At 44.6% G+C, this 24,659-nt stretch carries 25 protein-coding genes; 12 read left to right on the top strand and 13 right to left on the bottom strand.

Annotated features, from left to right (window positions below; all coding sequences use genetic code 11):
* Window positions 1-5: 5 nt before the first annotated feature.
* The 3 genes from coaB (at window position 6) to ACO03U_RS00815 (ending at window position 2,140) form a co-directional block, all read left to right on the top strand.
* On the top strand, window positions 6-770 hold the full coding sequence (gene coaB / locus ACO03U_RS00825) for a phosphopantothenate--cysteine ligase (protein WP_204684801.1): 765 nt from the start codon (window positions 6-8) through the stop codon (window positions 768-770).
* A 47-nt stretch (window positions 771-817) separates the two neighbouring features.
* Window positions 818-1,396: a phosphopantothenoylcysteine decarboxylase gene (gene coaC, locus ACO03U_RS00820; protein WP_204684802.1), complete on the top strand. Its 579-nt coding sequence runs from the start codon at window positions 818-820 to the stop codon at window positions 1,394-1,396.
* Between the two features lie 99 nt (window positions 1,397-1,495).
* Window positions 1,496-2,140 (top strand): ECF transporter S component, encoded by a 645-nt coding sequence (locus tag ACO03U_RS00815; RefSeq protein ID WP_161869817.1) that lies wholly within the window; start codon window positions 1,496-1,498, stop codon window positions 2,138-2,140.
* 84 nt (window positions 2,141-2,224) lie between these two features.
* Here ACO03U_RS00815 and murB read toward each other — a convergent pair whose 3' ends face one another.
* A complete protein-coding gene (gene murB, locus ACO03U_RS00810; protein ID WP_204684803.1) occupies window positions 2,225-3,124 on the bottom strand; it encodes a UDP-N-acetylmuramate dehydrogenase in 900 nt (299 codons plus the stop codon).
* A 164-nt stretch (window positions 3,125-3,288) separates the two neighbouring features.
* Window positions 3,289-4,194, bottom strand: a complete 906-nt coding sequence (locus ACO03U_RS00805; protein WP_204684805.1) for a Gfo/Idh/MocA family protein — start codon at window positions 4,192-4,194, stop codon at window positions 3,289-3,291.
* Between the two features lie 138 nt (window positions 4,195-4,332).
* Here ACO03U_RS00805 and ACO03U_RS00800 point away from each other — a divergent pair, with 138 nt between their 5' ends.
* The 3 genes from ACO03U_RS00800 (at window position 4,333) to ACO03U_RS00790 (ending at window position 6,472) form a co-directional block, all read left to right on the top strand.
* Window positions 4,333-5,088, top strand: coding sequence for an exodeoxyribonuclease III (locus ACO03U_RS00800; RefSeq protein WP_204684807.1), 756 nt, complete (start codon window positions 4,333-4,335; stop codon window positions 5,086-5,088).
* Window positions 5,089-5,493: 405 nt separating this feature from the next.
* The gene (gene tsaE / locus ACO03U_RS00795; protein WP_161869821.1) at window positions 5,494-5,955 is read left to right on the top strand and encodes a tRNA (adenosine(37)-N6)-threonylcarbamoyltransferase complex ATPase subunit type 1 TsaE; all 462 of its coding nucleotides are present in this window, start codon (window positions 5,494-5,496) and stop codon (window positions 5,953-5,955) included.
* Window position 5,956: 1 nt separating this feature from the next.
* The gene (locus ACO03U_RS00790) at window positions 5,957-6,472 is read left to right on the top strand and encodes a GNAT family N-acetyltransferase (RefSeq protein WP_204684809.1); all 516 of its coding nucleotides are present in this window, start codon (window positions 5,957-5,959) and stop codon (window positions 6,470-6,472) included.
* 154 nt (window positions 6,473-6,626) lie between these two features.
* On the opposite strand, the gene ACO03U_RS00785 is transcribed toward ACO03U_RS00790, so the two are convergent.
* The 3 genes from ACO03U_RS00785 to ACO03U_RS00775 all read right to left on the bottom strand — a co-directional run bounded on the left by ACO03U_RS00785 (window position 6,627) and on the right by ACO03U_RS00775 (window position 9,239).
* Window positions 6,627-7,160, bottom strand: coding sequence for a 3'-5' exonuclease (locus ACO03U_RS00785; protein WP_161869823.1), 534 nt, complete (start codon window positions 7,158-7,160; stop codon window positions 6,627-6,629).
* A gap of 176 nt (window positions 7,161-7,336) precedes the next feature.
* Entirely contained in the window at window positions 7,337-8,323 is a 987-nt protein-coding gene (pta, locus tag ACO03U_RS00780) for a phosphate acetyltransferase (protein WP_161869824.1), read from the bottom strand.
* 226 nt (window positions 8,324-8,549) lie between these two features.
* Window positions 8,550-9,239, bottom strand: coding sequence for a uracil-DNA glycosylase (locus tag ACO03U_RS00775; protein WP_204684812.1), 690 nt, complete (start codon window positions 9,237-9,239; stop codon window positions 8,550-8,552).
* A 196-nt stretch (window positions 9,240-9,435) separates the two neighbouring features.
* Between ACO03U_RS00775 and ACO03U_RS00770 the strand changes: the two genes are divergently transcribed.
* From ACO03U_RS00770 to nrdI, 4 genes are all read left to right on the top strand, one after another.
* Window positions 9,436-10,305 carry a Cof-type HAD-IIB family hydrolase gene (locus ACO03U_RS00770; protein ID WP_204684813.1) on the top strand — a complete coding sequence of 290 codons (870 nt, stop codon included), beginning with the start codon at window positions 9,436-9,438 and terminating at the stop codon, window positions 10,303-10,305.
* A 112-nt stretch (window positions 10,306-10,417) separates the two neighbouring features.
* Window positions 10,418-10,942 (top strand): LURP-one-related/scramblase family protein, encoded by a 525-nt coding sequence (locus ACO03U_RS00765; RefSeq protein WP_161869827.1) that lies wholly within the window; start codon window positions 10,418-10,420, stop codon window positions 10,940-10,942.
* A gap of 698 nt (window positions 10,943-11,640) precedes the next feature.
* A complete protein-coding gene (locus ACO03U_RS00760) occupies window positions 11,641-12,006 on the top strand; it encodes a hypothetical protein (protein WP_204684814.1) in 366 nt (121 codons plus the stop codon).
* Window positions 12,007-12,214: 208 nt separating this feature from the next.
* Window positions 12,215-12,664, top strand: a complete 450-nt coding sequence (nrdI, locus tag ACO03U_RS00755) for a class Ib ribonucleoside-diphosphate reductase assembly flavoprotein NrdI (RefSeq protein ID WP_161869868.1) — start codon at window positions 12,215-12,217, stop codon at window positions 12,662-12,664.
* 69 nt (window positions 12,665-12,733) lie between these two features.
* Here nrdI and ACO03U_RS00750 read toward each other — a convergent pair whose 3' ends face one another.
* Window positions 12,734-13,699 (bottom strand): TDT family transporter, encoded by a 966-nt coding sequence (locus tag ACO03U_RS00750; RefSeq protein ID WP_204684815.1) that lies wholly within the window; start codon window positions 13,697-13,699, stop codon window positions 12,734-12,736.
* Between the two features lie 305 nt (window positions 13,700-14,004).
* Here ACO03U_RS00750 and ACO03U_RS00745 point away from each other — a divergent pair, with 305 nt between their 5' ends.
* Complete coding sequence (locus tag ACO03U_RS00745) at window positions 14,005-14,826, top strand: LysR family transcriptional regulator (RefSeq protein WP_204684817.1); 822 nt, start codon at window positions 14,005-14,007, stop codon at window positions 14,824-14,826.
* Between the two features lie 17 nt (window positions 14,827-14,843).
* Window positions 14,844-16,493, top strand: a complete 1,650-nt coding sequence (locus ACO03U_RS00740) for a MutS-related protein (RefSeq protein ID WP_204684818.1) — start codon at window positions 14,844-14,846, stop codon at window positions 16,491-16,493.
* A 308-nt stretch (window positions 16,494-16,801) separates the two neighbouring features.
* Here ACO03U_RS00740 and ACO03U_RS00735 read toward each other — a convergent pair whose 3' ends face one another.
* The 7 genes from ACO03U_RS00735 to ACO03U_RS00705 all read right to left on the bottom strand — a co-directional run bounded on the left by ACO03U_RS00735 (window position 16,802) and on the right by ACO03U_RS00705 (window position 24,659).
* On the bottom strand, window positions 16,802-18,190 hold the full coding sequence (locus tag ACO03U_RS00735) for a glycoside hydrolase family 1 protein (RefSeq protein ID WP_161869832.1): 1,389 nt from the start codon (window positions 18,188-18,190) through the stop codon (window positions 16,802-16,804).
* 6 nt (window positions 18,191-18,196) lie between these two features.
* Window positions 18,197-19,174: an acetylxylan esterase gene (locus ACO03U_RS00730; protein WP_204684820.1), complete on the bottom strand. Its 978-nt coding sequence runs from the start codon at window positions 19,172-19,174 to the stop codon at window positions 18,197-18,199.
* On the bottom strand, window positions 19,174-20,058 hold the full coding sequence (locus ACO03U_RS00725; RefSeq protein WP_204684821.1) for an ROK family protein: 885 nt from the start codon (window positions 20,056-20,058) through the stop codon (window positions 19,174-19,176). Before ACO03U_RS00725 ends, ACO03U_RS00730 begins: the two co-directional genes overlap by 1 nt.
* A 130-nt stretch (window positions 20,059-20,188) precedes the next feature.
* Window positions 20,189-20,902, bottom strand: coding sequence for a GntR family transcriptional regulator (locus ACO03U_RS00720; RefSeq protein WP_204684822.1), 714 nt, complete (start codon window positions 20,900-20,902; stop codon window positions 20,189-20,191).
* Window positions 20,903-20,989: 87 nt separating this feature from the next.
* Window positions 20,990-23,212: an alpha-galactosidase gene (locus ACO03U_RS00715; protein ID WP_204684823.1), complete on the bottom strand. Its 2,223-nt coding sequence runs from the start codon at window positions 23,210-23,212 to the stop codon at window positions 20,990-20,992.
* On the bottom strand, window positions 23,193-23,810 hold the full coding sequence (locus ACO03U_RS00710) for a hypothetical protein (RefSeq protein ID WP_204684824.1): 618 nt from the start codon (window positions 23,808-23,810) through the stop codon (window positions 23,193-23,195). The genes ACO03U_RS00715 and ACO03U_RS00710 overlap by 20 nt, the downstream gene beginning before the upstream one ends.
* A 24-nt stretch (window positions 23,811-23,834) precedes the next feature.
* Window positions 23,835-24,659 (bottom strand): carbohydrate ABC transporter permease, encoded by an 825-nt coding sequence (locus tag ACO03U_RS00705; RefSeq protein ID WP_161869838.1) that lies wholly within the window; start codon window positions 24,657-24,659, stop codon window positions 23,835-23,837.

The following is a 24,659-nucleotide window of genomic DNA, read 5'->3' as shown; positions in this document are numbered from 1 at the left end:
AAAGTATGCGTATTTTAATCACAGCAGGCGGCACTTCCGAAGCCATCGACCAAGTTCGTTCGATTACCAACCATTCTTCAGGACAACTAGGCGTCGCTTTGGCGAAAGCCGCCCTCGCCCAACGAACCACTCAAATTGACTATCTCATCGCAAAAGGTGCCGTCATGCCGCCGCAAGATCCGCGGATTCGACTACATCCTATCGAAAATACCGCTCAATTGGGTGCCACGATGGCAGAACTGTTAGACAGCAACACTTATGATGCGGTGATCCATGCCATGGCTGTCAGTGATTTCACGCCAGCCATCAGTTCCTCCCAAGAAAACTTCCTTGCCGGCCTGAATCGCTGGCTGACCGCCCATCCCGGTACCGCCATTGATGGGCCTGCCTTCAACGATATTTTGGCAGATATCGCGACCCATACCGTTGCTGAGACTAAGCTCTCCTCTAAGACTGAGCATTTGGTGTTGGTCTTGAAACAAACGGAAAAAATCATTGGGATGATCAAAAGAAAACAACCTCAGACTCTTTTGATTGGCTTCAAACTCTTGGTAGCAGTCAGTGAAAGCGAACTTCTACAAGTGGCCCACGAGAACCTGATCAAAAATCATGCCGATTACGTGTTAGCCAATGATCTGACTGCCATTGCTGAGGGGCGCCATCACGGATATCTCATCGATAGCACAAAAATCGTCGGAGAAGCCGATACCAAAGCAGACATTGCCCAATTGATTTTGGATACGGTGGCTAAAAAAGTCCGCCAAGCCTAAGACAGTCCCTTAAATTGAAATGCCTGTAAAGAAAGGAAGAACGCACGATGAAACAAACCCATATTATTTTAGGGGTCTCCGCCAGCATTTCTGCCTATAAAGCGGCTGACCTCACCAACGAACTCACCAAACGGGGCTATGCCGTGGATGTCTTGATGACAAAAAACGCCACCAAGTTTATCACGCCGTTGACCTTACAATCCTTGTCAAAACGTCCGGTGCACATCGACGTGATGGCCGAAAACCAACCCGATCAAATCAACCATATCGACTTGGCAAAACAAGCCAGTCTCTTTCTTGTGGCCCCAGCGACCGCCAATACGATTGGCAAACTGGCTAATGGGATTGCCGATGATATGGTCTCGACCGTGGCGCTGGCGATTCGTCCTGGAACCCCCCGTCTGATTGCACCAGCTATGAACACTTATATGTACGAAAACCCGATTAATCAAAAAAACCTTGCCTACCTGAAAGAAGTTGGGTATAAAGAAGTAGTGCCTAGAGAAGCAATGTTGGCTTGTGGCGATTTTGGTCGGGGGGCCTTAGCCACGATTGAAGACATCATCAAAGACGTAGAAGCTGCGTTAGCCCAAGCACCAAAGAGCCCACAGACGCCTGAAAACTAGGTTGGTTTCATCAAAGGCGTCTGCTGCTATGGCTTTTGTAGTCAAACACGTTGTTCTCGTTTCCTAGCCACATAAAAAATTTGCGACGGGAGTAAACAAATGAAAAACAAAAAAACCTTTCAAATCGTACTAACCGCCTTCTTTTTGGGCATCATGATTTTGATGTCCGCTGTACCCTTTTTAGGGTTCATCCCCATCGGTCCATTGAATGCCACTATTTTGCACATTCCGGTAATTATCGGCTCCATCGTCTTGGGCCCGCGCCTCGGTGCTTTTTTGGGCACGAGCTTTGGCGTGATGAGTGTCATCAACGCGACCACTCGGCCTAGCGCTCTCTCTTTTGTCTTCTCGCCTTTTATTCCGATCATTGGGACGGATCAAGGAAGTTGGCTTGCCTTAATCGTAGCGTTAGTTCCCCGAATCTTGGTGGGTATCGTCCCTTATTACGTCTACAAACTCTGCCGCCACTTGCTCAAAGAAAAAGCTGACGGGCTTTCCCTATTTGTCGCGGGGGTCGCGGGAGGACTGACCAATACCTTATTGGTGATGAACTTGATTTATTTTATTTTCAAAGATGCTTATGGCGAATTGATCAAGAAAGGCGCCGATCAAGTCTATGGTGCCATTTTGCTAGTCATCGGTACGCAAGGTGTACCCGAAGCGATCGTAGCCGGTGTTTTGACCGCAGCGATTGCCAGTATCCTCTTGCGGTTGAATCGGAAAAATAATACCGAGCATTTGTAATTATAACCAGCTATCGCAACCTAAAACTCAAAAGAACACGTCAGCTTTTTGGCTGACGTGTTCTTTCATTTACTAATTTAACGATTATGCCTCTTCACCGATAATCCGGACCTCGGTTTCCAAAGTCACATCGAATTTCTCTTTAATAACTGCTTGGATATGGGCAATTAGCTCTAAATAATCGGTAGCGGTGGCATTGTCCACGTTGACGATAAAGCCGGCGTGTTTTTCAGAAATTTGTGCCCCACCCCATTTCAACCCTTGCAAGCCGGCATCTTGAATCAGCTTGCCAGTGAAATGTCCTTTAGGCCGCTTGAAAACACTGCCACAAGAAGGGTATTCCAACGGCTGTTTTAACAACCGCAAATCCGTCAATTCTGTCATGCGTTTGCCGATTTGTTCATGATCGCCAGGGGCTAACCGAAAACGAGCCCGCAAAATAATCGCCTGCATGTCTTGGACAGCAGTATGGCGATAGCTAAACGCCATGTCTTCTTTCGTCAGGGTTTTGATTTCCCCGGAAGCCAATAAAAGATCGCAGGATTCAAAGATATCAGAAATCTCGCCATCATAAGCACCCGCATTCATGAAGACTGCCCCGCCGATACTGCCAGGAATCCCACAAGCAAACTCAAAACCCGTCAAGTCGGCATCTAAAGCGACATATGTGGTATCAATCAATTTAGCACCTGCCTCAGCCGTCACCAGATTGCCCTCCACGGTTACTTCCGTCATATCAGTCAACATGATGACCAAACCGCGGATCCCACCGTCTTTGACAATCAAGTTGCTGGCATTACCTAAGACCATCCAAGGAATAGCTAGTTCACGACAAGCGTCTACTAAGGCTTTCGTTTCCTCCGCATTTTTCGGGAAGGCTAGCAAGTCGGCGGCACCGCCAGTTTTGGTAAAGGTGTAATTGGTTAAAGGTTCCTCCACTAAGATGGCAATCTCGGGGAAACGTTCTTTCAGTTCATTGTTCACAGTTAGTTTCCTTTCTCAAATCCTAGCGCCCCTCAGGTAAAACTCAAGCGCTAAGAAGTTCTCGTCAACAGACATCTGGTCTATTTTAGCACGAGACAGTAAAAGGCGCTAGTCTAGGGGAATATCCCTTAAGAAAATCAACAAAATCGGCTAACCCCTCCCTATCAATAGCCGGCCTTTTGTAATAACTGTTCACAAATTTGATGGCTAGTGCGTATATTTGCTTGCCGCAAATTAGTCGCATCTCCAGTAGCTACCGCTGCCAAAAAGGCCTCAATCATCGGTTGAAACCCGCGTTTATGCAACGTACTTTCCCAATCATTTCCTCGGATTTCCTTGCGTTGTTGCTTGCTGGTACTAGTCAAATGGATTAACTCCGACAGATTTTGTTGCCCACTAGCCGCAGTCACTTGATAGTGTTCCACATTGGCCCCACCTACTAAGTCCATATGCAAAAAGGCCGTGGTTTTTGCCGTAGTCAGGCGAACATGGACTTGTTGCAAAAGACCTTCTTGAACCAGAAACTGACCCTCGCTGTTCAACACGGGCTCCTCTAACAAATACACCGCCGTATCCACCAAATGCAGTAACAAATCATAAACCACGAAACGCACCGGTTGGGGTTCGTTGACGCGGTTTTTTTGCAAAATCAGTAGATGCTTATCGGCGGTTTCCTTCAAATTTGCCACCAAAGGCACGAAACGCCGGTTGAAGCCAGCCATCAGAAACACGCCACGTTTTTTGGCTAAGTCCAGCAGTTCTTCAGTTTCTTGGAAGGATTCTGCTATGGGTTTGTCCATAAAGACGTGCACTCCTGCTTCCAGACAGGTTTTTGTCAACTGGTAGTGGACCTTGGTAGCGGCATGAATCATCACGCCATCAGGTTTTTCTGCTAATACTTCCTGGATTGAACCATAGACATTTTGAAATTGATAGTTTGCTTGGAGCAACTGTCTGGTCTCAGGGTTGCTGCTGGCAAATAAAAAGGTCGTCTGATGTCGGTTTTCACTATAGACCGGTAAATAAGCCTTTTGGGCAATCCCACCGATTCCTACTACGCCAATTTTCATCTTTTCCTCCTACCTTCTGACTTTTTGCAAGTCGCGAAGTCCTTTTCTTTCATCTTACCTTATTTTTCGCTAAAATGGACAGAGATATGAGTCTGTACCCGCAAGTCGCAGTCAGATTCATGATAGGAGGATCTTAGGATGAAATTTATTTCTTGGAATGTCAATGGTTTGCGAGCAGTGGTTCAGAAAAACTTCATGGAGGCTTTCCATGAGCTAGATGCCGACTTTTTCTGTCTGCAAGAAACCAAATTGCAAGCCGGCCAAATTGATTTAGACTTACCTGGCTATCATCAATACTGGAACTACGCCGTAAAAAAAGGCTACTCCGGTACCGCCATTTTTGCCAAAGAACCAGCTTTGACCGTAAGCTACGGAATCGGGCTTGAAGAACATGACCAAGAAGGTCGCGTAATCACTTTAGAATATGCGGACTTTTATTTGGTTTGTTGCTATACGCCAAATTCGCAAAGCGAGCTACGACGCTTGGACTACCGCATGACTTGGGAAGATGCCTTTCGCCAGTACTTGCAAGGCCTCAACACGAAAAAAGGGGTCATTCTCTGCGGTGATTTAAACGTCGCCCACGAAAATATCGACTTAAAAAATTGGAAAACCAATCAAAAAAATGCCGGCTTTACCCCACAAGAACGAGGCAAATTCACTGAACTTTTAGAAGCGGGCTTTATCGACTCCTTCCGCTATTTCTACCCTGATTTAACCGGAGTCTACTCTTGGTGGAGCTACCGTTTTAACGCTCGTAAAAACAATGCGGGATGGCGGATTGATTACTTTGTTGTTTCAGAAGATCTCAAAGACCGCTTAGCCGACGCCAAGATTCACACCGAAATTTTTGGCAGTGATCACTGTCCCGTGGAATTGGATTTACTATCATAAGCCCATAACCAATCAAATCGAGGCCCTCCGAAAGTTGGGCCTCGGTTTTTTGCAAATAAAAGACTGCCCCCCATTGAAGCATCAAAAAGACTACTATCAACAAAATAGAAAGACTTGCTACAGGCGCCACCTAGTTTTGTCGTTTTAAAGAAATCCGAGAGCAAAAGAAACTTTTACGCATCTAATCCAGCTAATGTAGCATTCCCTAAGCGGATCTAGCAAAATGACGATGGTTCATTAGCTGGCATTTTCGGTCTTTCTACCATCCTGGGAATCTCCAGAAGCAGGTCACCCTTTTTGCTTACCGGCTTGGCTTTTGCGTTGCTTCTGACAAACAGGTATACTGGCGATAGCACCTGTTTCAGAGGTAAATTTTCAAAACACCAGAGGAGAGGATGATACACTGTGGAATTACATAATCTAACAGAAACGGAAGCCTTTGCCGAAATTATCGGTAAGGTGGCTGCCCCTGGAGATGTATTAATATTGACTGGCGAGCTAGGCGCGGGAAAAACGACCCTTACCAAAGGCATCGCCAAAGGATTAGGGATCAAGCAGCTGATTAAAAGTCCGACATACACCATCATTCGGGAATACAATAGCGGCCGCCTCCCCCTTTACCATATGGACATCTACCGCGTCGAATCCGGGGCAGATGATTTAGGTCTGGAAGATTATTTTGAAGGAGAGGGTCTCTGCGTCGTGGAATGGGGTAATCTGCTAGCAGACAGTCGCCCAGAAGACTATCTGGAGTTGACTTTAATCAAAGACGCCAAGGACGAAAACCAGCGTGAAGTTACCCTTCAAGCTCACGGTCCCCAAGCAAGCGCCTTTGAAACGCGGATTCTGACGAGTTGGGAGCCATAACATGGATATTTCACTACGACTTCCCGAAGCGGCGGATGCTTCAGCTCTTTTGGCCTTATTAGATCAAGTCGCACAAGAAACCGAGTTTGTGGCCTTAGATCGCTTAGGTATGACTCTGACACCAGAGCTCTTGGGTCACCAACTTACCGCCATCGCTGAAAGTCCCAACAATTTACTATTAGTCGCAGAAACAAGTACTGGAGAACTGATTGGTACAGCTTCGGTAACTGCTGATAGCGATCCTCGGACTGCTCATATTGGCGACGTGGGAATTGCGATTTTGAAAGAATACTGGGGCTTTGGAATCGGTAGTCTCCTGTTGGATGAAGTCCTCTATTGGGCCGAAACCAGTGGGCTGATTCGCCGCCTAGAGCTGACTGTCCAAGTCCGCAACCAACGGGCAGTCCACCTCTATCAACGATTTGGCTTCCACACAGAAGCGACCCTCTCCCGGGGAGCCCGCGGTGATGACGGGACTTTTCTTGACGTCTATTTGATGAGCTGCCTGATTGACTAGCGACTTCAAAGCTAGCTTTTCGAACTGTCCAAAATGGCTGTCCGCTTCCTTTATGATTCGAATACTATCGCCTTTTGAAATTTTAAGAGCTTGCACCATCTAAAAAGCGGCCTTTCTCATTTTTGAGAAAAGGCCGCTTTTTAGATGGACGGATTTACTGAACCGTCACCAATTTTTTCAAAGGTGCCACGCCAAATTCATCTTCTTGTCGCAATAAAATCTGGGCACAAGCACGACTATCCTCTAAGGCATCATGGTGATTTAACAAAGGAATTTTTAATTGCTCGCACATCGTGTTTAGGCGATGATTCGGAAACTCTGGATATAGTTTTCGGCTGGAGCGAGCAGTACAAAGAGATAAAAATGGTGGTTGTTCCAAGCCATAATAAGCCAAGGTACCCTTCAACACCCCATTATCAAAAGGCGCATTATGAGCCACGATTAGACTGTTTTCATTATAGTATTGCTGAATCTGTTCCCAAACGGTGGGAAATTTTGGCGCCGTGGCTACATCTCTTGGATGAATCCCATGAATTTGGATATTGCGCCAAAAAAAGTCCGTCTCCGGTTTGATCAACGTATAGTATTCCCCGACAATCTGGCTATTACGCACCATGACCAAGGCCAGTGAACAGGCACTGTAGGGTTTTGCATTCGCCGTCTCAAAATCCATCGCGATAAAATTCACTTCAACGCCCCCTTCACTACACTTCTCAAAGAAATATACCATGATTTCCCGGGAAAAGGCAGACAGATTTCTCAGGCTTTACCGAAACTGAAATTTTTCGATACAAAAAGCCCTCACCAAAAGTGGTGAGGACTATTTCACGACATCTGCTAGCTATTAGGCAATGTAGATGTCAATTATTTTTTGCTATCAAGGGCTTGAGCTGCAGTAATCAATGACAATTTGTAGACATCTTCTTCGTTGGCACCACGAGACAAGTCCGAAACTGGTTGATTCAAGCCTTGCAAGATTGGTCCAATGGCTTCAAAACCACCAAAACGTTGCGCAATCTTGTAGCCGATGTTACCCGCCTGCAAATCTGGGAAGACAAAGACCGTTGCTTTACCAGCTACTGGTGAGTCAGGCGCTTTTAAGGCACCCACTGAAGCCACGTAAGCTGCGTCAAATTGCAACTCGCCATCGATTAACAATTCTGGAGCAATTTCTTGGGCGATTTTGGTCGCTTCGGCAACTTTGTCCACTTCAGGAGCTTTAGCAGAACCTTTAGTAGAGAAGCTCAACATCGCCACTTTAGGATCAATATCGAACAATTCAGCTGTTTTCGCAGAATCCACTGCGATTTCGGCTAGTTCTTGCGCGTTAGGGTTGACGTTAATGGCACAGTCAGAGAACAAGTATTTTTCTTGGTCCCGGCCACGAACCATCAAGAAAGCCCCACTTGTACGGCTCACACCTGGTTTGGTTTTGATAATTTGCAACGCTGGACGGACAGTGTCACCAGTTGAGTGAACCGCACCAGAAACCATCCCGTCAGTAATTCCCATAAATGTCAGCATCGTACCAAAGTAGTTGACGTCTTTTAAAATTTCACGAGCTTGTTCTTCAGTGGCTTTGCCTTTACGACGTTCCACGAAAGCGGCAACCATTTCGTCAAATTTATCATAGTTATTTGGATCAAGAATTTCGAAGTTTTCAACAGAGACACCACGATCTTCAGCGGCTGCTTTCACTTCTTCCACGTTACCGATTAAGATTGGTTCCACTAAGCCGTCTGCTTTCAAACGAGCAACTGCTCCCAAAATCCGTGGTTCAGTCCCTTCTGGAAATGCAATCCGGATGTTTTTGCCATAAATTTTGGATTTCAAACTTTCAAATAATTCCACTTGAAATACCCTCCACTAAATTATTGTTTTGTGATCTTAGTCATCACGAGCCTCGACCATCGCTTTTACTTTTTCATAAAAACGACTGTCAAACGATTTCTTCTTCATCATACACTATTCCACTTGAAAAAAACAGTTTCATTTGCTGTTATACAGAAAAAACATGATTTTCGTTACGCTTTTCACATACTCTTCTTTTTATTGTATAACAGTTGAATCTATTGTATCACAAAACCGGAGCTACATCAGGCAAACACCACACTATCGGAGCTTTTCCCAATTTTTCTAAGGCAGCATTGGCCTTGGAGAAAGGTTTTGAACCAAAAAAGCCACGATAGGCTGATAAAGGACTGGGATGTGGTGCAGTAATCACTGGATGCTTCTTAGTATCAATCATTTTTACCTTGGTCTGCGCCGGTTTCCCCCACAAGACAAAGACCACTGGCTCCTCTCGCTGGTTTAGCTTACGGATGATTTCATCGGTAAACTGCTCCCAACCTTTGCCTTGATGAGAATTGGCGGCTCCGCTTCTGACCGTCAGCACCGTGTTTAGCAATAGCACTCCTTGTTGGGCCCAGCTAGTCAGATTACCATGGGCGACTGGTTGGCAGCCAAGATCCGTAGCCATTTCTTTGTAAATGTTTTGCAAACTAGGTGGTGTTTTTACTCCTGGCTGGACGGAAAAAGCCAGTCCATGGGCTTGATTGGGGCCATGGTAAGGGTCTTGCCCGAGGATTACCACCTTGACATCTTCATAAGGTGTCAAATTCAACGCAGCAAAGATTTGTTCTTTTTTAGGATAAACAGTTTGATGGGCAAATTCTTGTTCTAAAAACTGCCACAGCTTTTGGTAATACGGCTTTGTGAATTCATCTGACAAAATGGTCTGCCAACTGTTAGTCAATAATTTTTCCACTGTTACACTTCCTTTTTGACTTGTGACAAGAGCGGCGCAGGCTGCTTGCCGATTTTCTTTAGTTTACGCTAAATCTCTTCTCCTGTCTTGCAAATCCTGATGCCTTCCCTGTCAGACCACCCTGAGAATGTGGTAAACTAGGAATAACCGGGCTACTAGAATTACCCAACACTTTCGAGAAAAATGAGGAACGAACATGATTAAATTAATCGCATCTGATATGGATGGTACTTTATTAGACAATGATATGCAGATTTCACCAGAAAACGTGGCAGCCATCAAGGAAGCCCAGGCTCGTGGTATCGAATTTATCGTCGCCACTGGTCGCAACCGAGAAGAAGCGGTACCAGCTTTGTCCGCTGCCGGAATCAACTGTGCCATGGTTACCTTAAACGGTGCCCATGTTTTTGACCCCACCGGACAATCCTTATTTATCGTGCCCATTCCCTATGAAGAAGCATGTCGCTTATTTGACCTCTTGGAAAGCCGGGGCATTTATTTTGAAGTCTTCACTAATCAGGGGTTGTATTCAGAAAACCAAGAAGAACGCATCCAACTCTTTGCTGAGCATATCGCAGAAATCATGCCCCATCTGACCCACAAGATGGCCATTGCGATGACAGCGGCTCACCTAGAGCAATTGCCCATCATTCATACTGAAAATATTCGCCAAACGCTGCTAGACGAAGAACTGGAAGTCTTAAAAATTATCTGCTTCCACAATGAAGGTCCCGCAATCTTAGGACCTGTAGCTGCCGAAATCGATCGTTACGGGGATTTGGTAGTCACTTCCTCTGGCACCAACAATCTAGAAATCAACCATAAAAACGCCCAAAAAGGAATTGCCGTGGCCCATATCGCCAAAGATCGCGGCATCGATTTGGCTGACGTGATGACTATCGGAGACAATCTGAACGACCTCAGCATGATTCAACTTGCCGGTGTCAGCTTTGCCATGGAAAATGCCCATCTGGAATTAAAAGAAAATGCTAAATACCATACCGACTCCTACCTCAACTCAGGAGTTGGCAAGGCCATTCTTCGTGCCATCAACGAAGAGCTTTAATCAGCGTAGTCAACTAAACCGGCCCTAGCACTAGTCTGATTTCGCTAATTGCTGCAGAAACCTATGATGGATGAACTTTTGATACACATTTGAAGCAAAGGAGGCGGCTGTTGTGTCAGAGTTTTTTATTCAAGATAAACAATTGTCCAGTATCACACGGACAATCGTCAAAAATGAAGCTGGTAAATCCTTGTTTCTTTTAGTCGGCCGCTGGGGGACCAAAGGGGATGCCCTTTCCTTGTACGCCATGGATGGCCAATTGGTAGCTAGTATCAAGCAAGTCAGTTTCACTTTTGGCACCCGTTTTGAAATCTATCAAGATTTTCAAAAAGTCGGTACCTTACAAAAGATCTTCAATTGGCCAGGAGATTTTTATTACATTCAACAATTACACTGGACCGTCCAGGGAGACATATACAATCACCGCTACGGTATCCGTCACTTTAATCAAGTAATCATGACGATGGATAAAGCCACTTTGTTGACGGGGGATTACTATGTTCTAGATGTCACCCACGACGAGGATGCCCCCTTGTGTATCTGTATTGCCGCCATCTTGGATTATTGGCTTTATAATCGCAAAAAAAATACCAAGCAAGAAGATAACTGGCATTTTTTACCTAGCAATGGCTGCTAACTCAATTGAAGAATCCATTAGCCAGTGCTACCTATTTTTTATAAGTGGCACTGGCTTTTTTATTGATAAAGAACTTATAAAAATTAGACGCCAAAAAGGTTGATAGTTCAGGAATTAAGCGGCGTATCATGCCGTCATTTTGATGTCACAAAAAAGATGAGATTTATCAATCCTACTACACAAAATTCCACCTTATTCACGATAAGCTTGCTTTCTTTTTAAGGAAGAAAATAGCAAGTTTTGGGGAGCAAAGTCAACAATCAATAATAGATAAAACAGGGGGGGACTTGCTGGGGGAGAATTCCTCGGGTAGTAGTGTCAAGGATGTCTGAGTACTAAATGATCGTTGCGCACACAGTTCACCTAAGCAGAGTTCGCTAAGATGAACTAGCAAAACGACAACTGTTTTTGGTTGGCATTTACCGTTCCCACTACCTCCTGAGAAATTCTCCGGAAGCAAGTCTGCTCTGTTTCCTTATCATTAAAAAGTGTTTTTTAATTCTCATAAAAATTCTTGCACAAAGTCGAATATTCTGAATCTTTAATCTTGTGTAAAGCCAGTTAAACTAGCTATACAAACCGCTTTTAAGGCGTTACAATAAGGCTGTGAAAAAGGTTAGAAAAAAGAGTTAATAAATAGAAATCCTTGTTTTCTATCTTCATTTTACATAGACCAGATAATTTTAGGAGGATGTACCATGGAACCAACAGAATATCAAAAGAAAGCCGAACGCAGCCAAACCGCTTTAACCAAAAGTGAGTTTAACCCACAAGATCCCTTGTCTGCTTATTGCATTCCTGCTTTAGCCATCGGATCAGAAGAAGTCGTTCCCAACTACGGTGTGTCGGAGTTCAATCAAGGAACGGTTGCCTTCTTCTGTGGCATCATTGGCTTGGCGGTTGGCATCATCCTGATGGCTTTCGTTTTCCCATTGATGCGTTTTGTCAGCCCTGAATTCTACGGCTCATTGCTTTATCTCTTGCTGAGCATTGGTCTTTCTTGGTATGCAGGCGAACGTGTCGGCCATCTTTTGTGCCAACATTATTACAAAAACCACCGTTAAAAAAGCTGATTGCTAATAGTTAGCCAAAACCGCCCTAGTGAACCATTGCTAGGGTGGTTTTGTTGCCTTGAGGAGTTTAGTTGGCTAACCCTAACCCAAAACTGCTAATGAGCAATTCACCTGAGAAACCTCAAAACTCGTGCTATACTTTTTGCTAACGAGTGAGGCACGTTTTAAAGCTTCACTACTTACAGGAGGTTTCATGATGATCAAAATCCTTTATATTTCCATTTCGGGCAATACCCGTTCCTTTATCAAACGACTGATAGACTATGCCGAAGCTCAGCAAGAAAAAGACACTGAGGCACCACGAGTGTTGGCAGTAGAAATCGATGACAATACCCTCCCCGCTTTGGAAGAAGCTCCCTATTTCGCCTTTGTTCCTACGTACCTTGAAGGTGGCAACGGTGTGGACAATGGCGATCAAGAAATCCTCACCGAAAGTTTACGGGAGTATCTAGCCTATAAAGACAATGCTACTCGCTGTCTGGGAGTCGTTGGCAGTGGCAATAAGAATTTCAATCGCCAATACTGCCTGACTGCCAAACAATATGCCCAAGCGTTTGACGTCCCTTTTTTGGCAGACTATGAGCTACGGGGAACCACTTCTGATATCACACGAGTTTATGATATTTTGAAGGGAATTGTCCTAGCATAATATCTTACGAATCAAAAAACGTCTCCCCCATCACTACAAACCAGTAGTCAATCGAGGAGACGTCTTTGATTATTTTGCTAATTCAGAAAGCTTTTGCGTCAAGGAAATTCTTTGTTTGCGCAGGAAGTTGACATAATGGCCTAAAACATAGAGCACCACCATCGCTGCAATCACGGTTTCAATCCCCGCAACTACGGTCAACCACCCCATGTTGTAGCCAGCAGCATTCAAGAAGCGGCTGGCTGCTGTAATCGCCATCGCCGAAATCACCAAGGGGAAGGTGAAAGCCGCGTAACTTGGATAAAATGGCAAGGTAAAGAGTTTCACAATGCGTGTAATGATGAACCAATACAAGACTTGGGACAAAATCAACAAGGGGACAACCAGCCAAGCTTGCGGCTCAGGGAAAGCTTTTAAATAACCGGTCAAAAGCAAAGAACCAGGGGCTGCAATAATGGTAATCAAGGGCAGCGTTGGATCCGGCATATTTTTGACTTTGAAGACCCGATGGATAATAAATGGTAACAATAACAAGTAAAGAAATAACCCAATCCAGAAGTTGACTTGGCCTAACATTGGGAAGAAGTTCGGACTAGTCACTGAGATGACCCCTAACCCTACATAGACGATAAACCAGCTAGGGTACAAGTGATCGATGGCGACAGATGGCTTGATCAAAAAATGATAGCTAAAATAGAACATCAAGCCGTAATGAATCAAAATGGCGACTAACCAAATATATTTCACCAGTGGCGCAATCGTCGTCAACTGCAGCAGATACGTACACAATACCATAACAGCCATGGTAAATGTTGGCGAGACAGAAGCGACGATGGGATCTTTCAAGGTATCTTTCACATGACCAAATGTTAAAAAAATCTTAGTCAAAATTAAAATCATCAACGCACCAGCGACGATCCCCATCCCATTGCCAATGGTTTGATAGCCGTAGTCTTTCACGAGATTTCCCAAAGAGGCTAACCCTAGAATTAAGCCACACATTGGGATTGGTACAATTTTCAAAAACTGTTTCATGCCATAAACTCCTTCATTTTGGTTTTTAAATTTTCCTTGCTTTGTGAAAAGCAACAACGATAGTTTTTCATTCGCTATTTTCAAAAAAGAACGAACAAAACCTTTCAACATCGACTAGTATACTCCCTTTGTTACATTTCGCAAAATAAATAGTATAAATATTTATGATTAAGGAATATAATGAAAGAGCCATCATTCTTTTTGGTAACGAGCACCTTCAAAGTAGGAATTTTTTCGTGTTTTTTCTGCCTTTGTCTGCTCGCAACTGCACTTATTTCAACCTATTTTCCAAGGAGGAAATCCTGATGTTCCAATTGCTAAAAACCTTTATCACCGTCTATGAAACCCGCAATTTTACCCATGCGGCTGAAATTCTCTTTTTGTCGCAACCCACCATCTCTTTGCAAATCAAAAAAATGGAAGAGCAATTGCAAACGAGCCTCTTTGAGCGTAGTGGCAAACAGGAAATTCGCCCGACAGAAGAAGCCGATTTCTTTTATCCGCGGGCGCTACAAATCATGGCCACCTGGGATGACACCGCAAGTCGCATCAAAGAAAAAGAAAATTTCCGAGAACACATCATCATCGCCTGTTCCCATACCTGTGGCGTCTATTTTGTACCAGCCATCATCGCTTACCTGGTAGCACAACACCCGACTGTCGATTTCACTTTGCAAATGATGAACTCTGAAGAAGTGATTCATCAATTGGAACAAAACAAAGCCGATATCGGTTTTATCGAAAAGGCTGGTCGCAGTGAAACGTTACACCAACAAGAAATTTACCAAGATGAACTCGTCTTGGCAGGAAACCCGGATTCGGCTTATTGGCTTTTACGCGAAGAAGATTCTGGCCTGCGCTTAATGAATGAAAACTACTTAAAACTTCATAACCGCAATCCCCATTTGATTCATGTCAATAATAACGAAATGCTCCTTTCCCTACTGGATCAAGGAGTGGGCCAAGCGATTGTTTCCAAGTTGTCCTTACGCAAGGATAGCACTTGGCAGGAATTACCAGAAAATAATCATCGCTTCTTCTATTTAATGACCCCAACTCACGCATTTCGCGATATAATAAAAAACATCCTGGCCAGTATCGCCACCTACTTGGCCAAAAATAGTTAAGAAAGTCGAGAACTGTTATGAATGAATTAAAAATCGCTCTTGCCATCGTCGCCGGGGTCATTGTCTTGTTCTTTCTCATGGACATCTATGGCCGCCAAAAACTAAAACGCATGGTGGCTTATCGCTGGGGTCGCCAGCCGCACCAAACCCGTCTAGACAAAGAAGAAAGCCTCAAGCAAGCATGGCATACGGAAAAAGCCTTCCGCAAAGCCGATTCCGAGGTAGATGACATCACCTGGTATGACTTGGATATGTTTGCTATTTTTGATTTGATTAATGCCACCTACTCTAGCGTTGGTTCCGAAGCCCTGTACCAGCGCCTCCGCAATTTTGACCTAGGGAAAGCAGATAAAACCGAAGCCTTGATTGCCTTTTATGAAAAAAATCCCCATATCCGGGAAAATGTCCAGTACCATTTTGCCCGCCTTGGCAAACAAGACAACAATTTTACCAAAGATTATCTGGCCAATGGTGTCAAAAAAGAGCTGGGAAATTTTTGGACCTTCCTCCTTCTTGGCTGCCTACCGATTCTCGGGATCTTGTTATTGATTTTCCGCCAAGGTCCCGGAATTTTATTACTGATTGGTGCTATCTTGATTAACGTAGTTTATTATCTAATGAAGAAAAACGAACTGGAAACTGAGCTCAACAGTATGCGCTACTTGGTGCAAACCATCGCCTTGGCGGAAAAAATCGCCAAAGAACCAATCCCTGACCAAGCCGCGATCAAGGAAAATCTGAAACCCTTAAAAGGCATCGCCACATGGGGCTTCTCCTTTCGCCCCAAAGGCACCTCAGAAATCGACATGATTATGGATTATGTCAATATGATGTTTATGATTCCTTTTATTGCCTACAATTTTGTGCTAAAAAAAATCAGTAACCATTCCCAAAAAGCCATCAACCTCTGGGAACTCTTGGGCAATCAAGAAGTCGCTATCGCCATCTTAAATTTTCGGACTTATATGCCACTAAGCTGTATTCCCGAGTTTCGTGACGGTTCTGTGAAAGCAGAATCTGTCTATCATCCCTTGGTCAATGGCGCCATCGTCAACCCAGTGGATTGGCATCAAAACACCCTAATCACCGGCTCCAATGCATCTGGGAAGTCCACCTATGTCAAAGCCATCGCCATCAGCTGTGTCTTATCACAAACCATCAATACCGCGGTGGCGGAAAGTTTTGCCCTACAACCAGGACACGTCATCACCTCGATGGCGATTGAAGACGATATTTTTGAAGGAGATAGTTATTTCATCGCTGAAACCAAGTCCATCAAACGCTTGTTGGATTTAGTGCAAACCAACATCCGCTGTTACTGCTTCATCGACGAAATCCTCAAAGGTACCAATACCGTGGAACGGATTGCCGCCTCTTCCAGCGTGGTGGCTTGGATTGCTGATCACCCAAGTCTGGCCTTTGTCGCCACTCACGATATCGAGCTGACGGAAATTCTCAAAAATAAATGCGCCAATCTGCATTTTTCAGAAACCGTTACCGATGAAGAAGGTGTCACCTTCGACTACAAAGTCAAGGAAGGCCCTTCCACCAGCCGCAATGCCATCGCCTTGCTGAAGGTTTTGCAGTATCCGCAAGCCGTCGTCGCCAATGCTCAGAAAGAAGCGGCTTGCTTTGATGAAGAACGCAGTTGGCAAGTGTTGGAATAAACTTTTCTTGATACAACAAACATCCTAGTATGACCAACATCCTTTTGGTTGCGCTAGGATGTTTTTCTGATTTCCTCCCAATGTTCCCATCGATTAAAGATGATTATGATCGCGAGAGCTAGTAATCCCATACATAAGAAAAACGAATCGCCTTGCTTTTCTCCAATGAAGTTTTTCAATCGTTAACATTTCCCCTTTACTTCCACAAAAAGGGCTCTAAGCAAACAAGGCTGAACCTTTTTTTTACAACAAAATAACCTGACACAGCCGAAAGATTGCGGTTGTGTCAGGTTATTCCTTAAAGGCCGTTAAAACCCATTATTCTCCGCCAACGTCTTGAACCATTCCCCAGATTTTTTAATCGTCTTAATCTGCGTGTGGATGTCATTGGCAATCAAGCCATAACGGTTCCGGTAAGCATTGCTCCAAGACCAGCAATCAATCGGGGTCCATAGATGGTAACCAAAACAGTTGGAACCCTCTTCAATCCCTTGATGCAACCATTGGAGGTGTTCTTTGATAAAGTCGATGCGGTAATCGTCTTGAATCTGGCCTTTATCATCCATAAAGCGTTCTTCCCGAGAAACCCCCATCCCATTTTCGGAAACAAACCAAGGAAGATTCCCATAATTATCGCGAATATTGATGGCAATGTCATAGACTGCTTTGGGATAGATTTCCCACCCTTTGTCAATATTCATACGACGGCCAGGCATTTGGTAGGCATCATAATAACGATCAGGCATCCAGGCCCCCACTGAATTCGGCGCAATATCCGGTGCCTTCACTCGGTTTGGGTGATAGAAATTCACTCCGATGAAATCAACTGTGTTTTCCTTAATCAAAGCCAGTTCGGCGGCGGTTGACTGCCACAATACCCCATCTTTGGTCAGCAATTCGACCAATTCCGCGGGAAACGTCCCTTTGATAGCCGGGTCGAGAAACATTTTATTGTTCCACAGTTCGGCAATGCGGGCAGCCTCTTGATCAGCTTCGGCTTCTGATGCAGCGTAAGTCGGCGTCAAGTTTAACACGGTCCCAATCCGGCCACCGGCTTCTGGTTGCCCCATTTCGCGAAATTTGGCCATCACCTTAGCAGAAGCGAGGTTTAAATTGTACGCTACTTGTACCGCCTTCTTGCCATCCACCAGTTTGGGATAGTGGAATTGGAACAGGTACTCGCCATCCACCACCACCATCGGCTCATTGTGGGTCACCCAGTCTTTCACTCGGTCACCAAACAAAGCGAAGCACTGTTCGGCAAATCCCACAAATAAATCGACCACTTTCTTCGATTCCCAACCACCGTATTTATGGTACAGTTCCACCGGCAAATCAAAATGATGGAGGTTAAAAATTGGTCGGATTCCCTGAGCCAAAAACTCGTCAATCACATGATTGTAAAAAGCCACTCCCGCTGGATCCACTTCATTGGTTTCCAAATCCTTGATGAGACGGGTCCATTGAATCGAAGTACGAAGGGAGTTCAAGCCCGTCTGTTTCATCAATGCGATATCTTCTCGGTAGCTATTGTAAAAGTTTGACGCCGTATCTGGCCCCACTTGGTCATAAAAAACTTCAGGCTCAATATCATACCAATGATCAAACATATTGGCATGTTTCTTTTGAAAACGGCCTTCTGATTGGGGACCAGACGTGGCTGCACCCCACCAGAAATCTTTTGGAAATGTCAACATAGTATTCTACTCCTTTTCTTTCAAAACGTCGGCTAAACATTGCCGCATGTGGTCGCCAAATTTTGGCAAGTATTCATGACCATACTCTGGATAAAACAACATTTCTTTGTCAGCTGCGCTACTTAGCTGATTGTATACAGCAAACTGAGTTTTTGGAGGACAGACGGTATCAGCCAGTCCGATTGCCCAATGCACCTTTCCTTTGATCCAGGGAGCGAAGTATTGCAAGTCAATATAGTCCAAGGTCTCAAAGAATGCTGCTTCTCGTTGGTGCAAGGGGTCTTTAAAGCGAAACCAATAAGCCAACTCTTCATAGGCAGAGTTTTCCACATCCAAGCGATAGGCTTCACGATAATCACTCAAAAATGGGTAGCAAACAAATGCTTCTTTGATTTCCGGTGCAACAGCCGCACAAATCAAGGCCAAAGCCCCGCCTTGTGAGGCACCATAAGCATACAGTTGGCTGGTATCCACTTGCGGTTCAGCCACCATGATTCTTGTCAATTGGTAAATATCGAGAAAGACATTTCGATAAAACAAAGCCTTTGGTCCCGACTCCACGCCTCGGATGATATGGCCTTTTAGACTGGTTTTCGTGATCAAGCCTACATCTTCTGATAACCCGCCTTGTCCCCTGACATCCAATGCCACTACCCAAAAGCCTTCAGCAGCCATCGCGACCTTATCGGACCAGTCCCCAGCATCGGTATGGTACCCATGAAATTGAAATAAGAGGGGGGCTTTTTTTGGTGGATGCTTTGGCCGAATGAGCTGACAATGGATAGTCGCTCCTTGAACACCTGTGAAAGTCAAATCAAAGGCTTCAGCTACGGAAGAAGGCAAGGGATGGGGCTCTAGGTGATAGTCCGTCCCCAAAGCGGCTACTTCTTGAAACCCTGCCTGCCAAAAGTCTTCAAAATCAGCTGGTTTTCGCTGACTTCCTTGATAGCTTTGCCACAATTTTTGGGCATCTGTTGCATACATTAAGCTTGCTCCTTTCGTAAGTAATAGTTAGCCACAGCCCCTATCAGATTGGCATCTTGTTGAAACTGACAAATCTTCACTGTAATCTGTTGGTCCTCTGAGTGATGTTGTTGCTGTAGCAAACGCAATTGGGCTTGTACTGGCGCCAATAAATCTTTCCGCCTTGAGAGACCTCCCCCGAGACAGACGACTTCCGGATCGACTACCAAGCAGACGTTGTAAATACCAATCGCCAAAGCTCGATGCAATTGTTGGACTTCTTGCTGGGCTAATGGATCGCCAGTGGCCGCCAAGTCAAATAGTTCTCGGCCGGTAATCCCCGGTACCAAGCCTTTTTGCGTGGAATAGCGCTTTGCTGCATGAACGGGACTTGCCAGTTCACTTAAGGTTTGACCGTTTTCTGTCAGCATGTAGCCAAACTCGCCACCAAATAAACTCTGGCCCTTGACTAGGTTGCCCTCCAACACTACGGCGCCACCGATTCCCGAACCAATGATGAAAGAAACAGCGCTTTTGGCCCCTTTGGCAGCTCCATAAAAAGCTTCGGCTAATCCGGCACAGTTGGCATCATTTTCCACAAAAACTGGTTTTCCCAATAAGTCTGTCAGTTCTGCTACAAAGGGCATCCGGTGAATATAAGGAATCGCACTATAACCACCAATAATCCCCGCCTCACTATCGACAGCTCCCGGCACACTGATCGTCACCGCTTCAATCGGCTCCTGACTGCAACTAGCCAGATTGTGCAACGTGGCTTTGAGTCCGGCCTTCATCTGCTTCCAAGTCGCAGGTGTCACAAAGGAGCCGTTGCCAGTCAAGGCTTCTGCTTCCCAGAGGGCATATTTGACACCCGTCCCTCCGATATCAATTGCTAAAATACTCAAGAACTTCCCCTACTTTCTCAACCAACTTACCTACCCTATTTTTTATCGTAAGTAGTCATTTAAATTTTAAGTCTATACTTTTTGAATTTGAAAATCAAAAGAAAAAGCGGAAAGGTTGTTTTCCGCTTACTTATTCTCTTGTTAAGACGAACTCCACCGAAAAGCTGTCATAACGGTGAACTGAAATGGAGTACTCAAAAGCGACCCCTGTGTCAAAATAGGCGATTTGCTCCGCCACTGCCACCGGATCCCCCGGTTCCAATTCCAGATACTGTTGTTCGATCTCAGTCGCCTTACGCACACTGATGCGTCGATGACCACTTTGGATTTTTAAACCGAGATCGCCTTCGATATATTCATAGATGGAGCCTTCGATATTGGCTTTTTTTAAGCCTGGAATCAAATCGATAGGCATGTACATTTTTTCAATAACGAGTGGCTTGCCGTCGATGTAACGAGCCCGATAAATATCATAGACAAAGGTATCCTCTTGCATATTCAACTTGTTTTTAACCAAGTCATCCGCCTCTACTACCTTAAACTCCAAAATTTGACTTTTAACTTCTTTTCCTGGATTCAGAGCAGTCGTCCCACGAAATTGATTCGCCACCGCGATGCGTTCCATTTCATCAGTGGCCAAATCTTTGACAAAAGTACCAGATCCACGACGTTTGATAATCAATCCCTCTGACACTAACATATCCAAGGCTTTTTTCACCGTCATCTTACTAGCGTCATATTCCACACAAAGATCTTTTTCGAAGGGAATTTGTTGATTTGCTTGATACACACCTTCCAGTATCTTCTTACGGATATCACTGGAAATAAGGATATATTTTTTCATCGTCATGTTTCCTCCACTTATGGCTTGTCCTAACATCTTATCCTATCTGCTACCGAATGGGAAGAGCCGGCCCCTGTTCTTTTGAGATTATTTACCTACTCGTCGTAAATGATACAGCTGAGATGCATAATCTCCGGGCAATTGCCGGGACCAATAGTCTTGTGGGCGACCGATATAATTGCCTCCCATAAGCAAACCAATGCTGGATAGATCCTTACCAGAACGCAATTGGGGCTGTTGATTGATTTGGTAGCTGGCTTCTAAATCTAAACCAGTCAATAACAAACGGCGATATGCCGGATTCGGTTTACCCAACACTTGATAATCCGCCACCAACGCTTCACTCAAATCTTTTGAAACCACCATCCAACTACACTGCGTATCATCAAAGGGGCTATTCAGGCGATAAAAACGTCCTTCATGGATCAGTTCTCGGTATTCTTTAAAGGTAACAATTGCCGCTTTCACCTGCTGCAGCTCATCATCGGACATCTTGGTAATATCCAGCTCCAGACCATAGGTGCCAAACATTGCCACCTGATTACGAAACGTCAGCCCTGGCGAACGTCCTACTTGATGATTGGGGACTTGCGACAAGTGACTACCAATACTGGCTAATGGATAAACTAGTGAAGCCCCGTATTGGATTTTCAAACGCTCGACGCCATCGGTATCATCACTGGCCCAAGTTTGAGGCGCATAGTAGAGTAAACCAGGATCAAAACGACCGCCACCACCAGCACAAGATTCAATCAACAAATCAGGGTATTTAGCTAAGATTTTTTCATACAGGTCGTAAACACCTAAAATATAGCGATGGAACAACTCCCCTTGATTCCTAGCGGCGAGATAATTGGAAAATGGTTCTGAAATATAGCGATTCATATCCCATTTCAAGTAGCTAATTTTGCCACAGGCGAGAACGCCATCTATTTGCTGAAAAATCGTCGCCACCACATCTGGGTTGCTAAAATCCAAAACAAACTGATTTCGTCCATGGGAGATTCGCTTCTCAGGATTGCCGATTACCCATTCAGGGTGCTCTTGATACATTGGGGTATCTTCAGAAATCATTTCCGGTTCAAACCAGAGTCCAAATGCCAAGCCTAATTGATTGATTTTCGTTGCAAAAGCAGCGATTCCCTCTGGTATTTTGGCTTGTTGTACCTGCCAGTTTCCTAAAGAACCAGCATCACTATTCCGCGTACCAAACCAACCATCATCCAACACGAACAGGTCCACACCGATTGCCGCCGCTTTTTTAGCGATTTGCAATAATTTCTCACTGTCAAAATCAAAATAAGTGGCTTCCCAATTATTGATTAAAACCGGCCGTTTTTTATGAGACCAGCGAGGTGAGATCAGGTGCTCTTGGAAAAAATGATGGAAGCTTTGACTCATCCCATTAAAACCGGCCTCACTGTATACCAGTACTGCTTCCGGTGTCAAAAATGAACTTTCAGGGGTCAATTGCCAAGCAAATTCAAAAGGATTGATCCCCATTTGAATTCGCAAAATATCATACGTATCCAACTGCAAGCGCGCCACAAAATTACCACTATAAATCAAGCTAAAGCCATAAACCTTCCCTTGTTCTTCTGTCGCATTGGCTTCACAAACAGCCAGAAAAGGATTGTGGATATGACTGCTGGCGCCACGAGTGCTGCTAACTTCTTGCACACCATAAGCGATGGGACTTCTACTAATCTGGGTTTCTCTCGCCCAAGCACCGTCCAAATGTAGCCAGTCATAGTGCTGATTTGGAAGATCCAAATTAAAACTCAGACAGTCCAACAGCTCATAAGTCGTCTCACTAGGATTGATGATCTTCATTTGTCTGGTCACCACGGCCTCTTCACCAAACAAAGTATAGTAAAGCTCCACCTGCAACGGGGAATAGCGATCTTGCAAAGTGATAATCAAGGTCTCTCCCGTTTCTCCAAAACTGCCAGGTAAACCAGAAAGGGCCTGTTTCCCTGATTCAATCCGATAGTCTTGATAGGTAAAGTGACTAATGCGATCTCCCTCTGGATAGCGCACCCGTAACATCGGATAGCGAAAATCAGTGGTACCATAAACACCCACTTCTTGTTTGATGTGTTCCAAAGACGTGGTGTAGTTTTGCTTGATCTGGTTGTTAGCGGGTCGTATTTCTCTTTCAATCAAAAAATCATAGTGCTCATAATGAGGAATACTGCTACCAAAATACAGTTGTTCTAAAACCTCTAACTCTTCCATCACTCGAAAAATATAACTAATGTGCTGATTTTTTAGGTGAAATTCTTTTCTTTCAGGATTGACATGAATCATGAGTTTTTCCTTCCATTTCACGATATTTTTGCGCGCCTTTTTTCAGTAAATAAGCCACCCCACCAGGAGCCACTAAGAAAAACAACAGGGGACTAACCGGTAGCAACAGGAGCCAAAAGGCATAGGTGCCCAGGATGAAGCCATTTAGCAAACTGGGCCGTAGCGTCTGAAGCAATAGCTGGTAGCCGATCGCAACAGGAGCTCCCTTCGATTCGTCATCCGCCACGGTCCCTAAGACCCAGTGAGCACTGTAGAGCAAGAAAAGAAGCAGTGATAAGCCTCCTATCACTTTAAAAAGCAAGCCTAGCGAAGTGCTGCCGAGCCAAGCACCAGCTAAAAAGAGGGCCAAGGCCAGAAAGATTCCCACCGAAAGAACTTTTTCCCACAGTTTCGTTGCTGGCAACTTCTCAGTCAAGCGCCAGAGCTTTTCTTGTAAAGCCTCTGGATGATCGACACAAAGGACTAACTTTTTCTGGCTACTAACCCAGCCATAAATCAAGCCACCAGTGACTAACCAGCCCCAAAAATGCAAGGAACACTTCACTAGGACATAGAGTAACTCCACTACAGCTACCAATTTACTGGACTTCTCGGTCATCTGTTTGCCTCCTTTTTCAGCAAGTTATTTCACAGAACCAGCCACACCATTGTAAATGTATTTTTGCAAAGCCAAGAAGACAATTAAAATCGGTAAAATAACAATAATTACCCCGGCTAAGATCACTGGCCAGTTGGTTCCATACGGGCCTTTAAATGCGAAGAGGGCAGTGGAGATTACTTTTAGTTTACGATCAGGCATATACAAGAAAGGATTGTAGAAATCGTTGTAAACACCCACACCACTGATGATCAGCATGGTGACAATCGGCGCCTTTAAGTTGGGCAAAATAATCCGCCAAAAGATACCAAAATAATTGGCTCCATCCAAATAGGCCGATTCATCTAAAGAGACTGGAATTTCATCTAAGTATTGCAAAAAGACATAGATGGAGATCACATCGGTTCCCAAGTTTAGTAAAATAACTGACCAAATCGTGTTGAACAAGCCAATGCCTTCGATGATTTGGAACGTCGCTACCTGACTAGTAATACCAGGAATCAACATCGCCATCATAAACAAAGCCATAATCGGTTTCTTTAGTTTGAAATCAAAACGACTCATGACATAGGCAAACATCGAACCTAACAAGAGTTTTCCCACCATGCTAATAGCAAAAATAAGCAAGGTGTTTTTAAAACCAGTCAACATTTGACCATTGATAAAGGCCGTTTTGTAGTTGCTAAAGTCCAAGGATTTTGGCAGCGACAAGACACCAGTAGACAAGAATTCATTGTTGGATTTAAAAGAGCCAATAAAAACCACCAAGATTGGTAATACGGCAACGACTGCCCCAATGATCAAGATTAAATATTGAACGATCCGTCCAATAGATAACTGTTTTTTCAT

The organism is Enterococcus diestrammenae (assembly GCF_049384045.1).
GTDB classification, from domain to species: Bacteria; Bacillota; Bacilli; order Lactobacillales; family Enterococcaceae; genus Enterococcus_C; species Enterococcus_C diestrammenae.
The sequence above is the reverse complement of the archived record's forward strand: the minus strand, read 5'-3'. Positions and strand labels throughout refer to the sequence as shown.

Excerpts from the sequence above, each read along its gene's own strand:
- ACO03U_RS00815 (WP_161869817.1), top strand. The coding sequence starts at position 1,496 with ATGAAAAACAAAAAAACCTTTCAAATCGTACTAACCGCCTTCTTTTTG.
- ACO03U_RS00770 (WP_204684813.1), top strand. The coding sequence starts at position 9,436 with ATGATTAAATTAATCGCATCTGATATGGATGGTACTTTATTAGACAAT.
- ACO03U_RS00730 (WP_204684820.1), bottom strand. The coding sequence starts at position 19,174 with ATGTATGCAACAGATGCCCAAAAATTGTGGCAAAGCTATCAAGGAAGT.
- ACO03U_RS00715 (WP_204684823.1), bottom strand. The coding sequence starts at position 23,212 with ATGATTCATGTCAATCCTGAAAGAAAAGAATTTCACCTAAAAAATCAG.
- coaC (WP_204684802.1), top strand. The coding sequence starts at position 818 with ATGAAACAAACCCATATTATTTTAGGGGTCTCCGCCAGCATTTCTGCC.
- ACO03U_RS00740 (WP_204684818.1), top strand. The coding sequence starts at position 14,844 with ATGAATGAATTAAAAATCGCTCTTGCCATCGTCGCCGGGGTCATTGTC.
- ACO03U_RS00805 (WP_204684805.1), bottom strand. The coding sequence starts at position 4,194 with ATGAAAATTGGCGTAGTAGGAATCGGTGGGATTGCCCAAAAGGCTTAT.
- ACO03U_RS00750 (WP_204684815.1), bottom strand. The coding sequence starts at position 13,699 with ATGAAACAGTTTTTGAAAATTGTACCAATCCCAATGTGTGGCTTAATT.
- ACO03U_RS00720 (WP_204684822.1), bottom strand. The coding sequence starts at position 20,902 with ATGAAAAAATATATCCTTATTTCCAGTGATATCCGTAAGAAGATACTG.
- ACO03U_RS00735 (WP_161869832.1), bottom strand. The coding sequence starts at position 18,190 with ATGTTGACATTTCCAAAAGATTTCTGGTGGGGTGCAGCCACGTCTGGT.
- ACO03U_RS00760 (WP_204684814.1), top strand. The coding sequence starts at position 11,641 with ATGGAACCAACAGAATATCAAAAGAAAGCCGAACGCAGCCAAACCGCT.
- ACO03U_RS00800 (WP_204684807.1), top strand. The coding sequence starts at position 4,333 with ATGAAATTTATTTCTTGGAATGTCAATGGTTTGCGAGCAGTGGTTCAG.
- ACO03U_RS00705 (WP_161869838.1), bottom strand. The coding sequence starts at position 24,659 with ATGAAAAAACAGTTATCTATTGGACGGATCGTTCAATATTTAATCTTG.
- ACO03U_RS00790 (WP_204684809.1), top strand. The coding sequence starts at position 5,957 with ATGGATATTTCACTACGACTTCCCGAAGCGGCGGATGCTTCAGCTCTT.
- ACO03U_RS00710 (WP_204684824.1), bottom strand. The coding sequence starts at position 23,810 with ATGACCGAGAAGTCCAGTAAATTGGTAGCTGTAGTGGAGTTACTCTAT.
- ACO03U_RS00745 (WP_204684817.1), top strand. The coding sequence starts at position 14,005 with ATGTTCCAATTGCTAAAAACCTTTATCACCGTCTATGAAACCCGCAAT.
- coaB (WP_204684801.1), top strand. The coding sequence starts at position 6 with ATGCGTATTTTAATCACAGCAGGCGGCACTTCCGAAGCCATCGACCAA.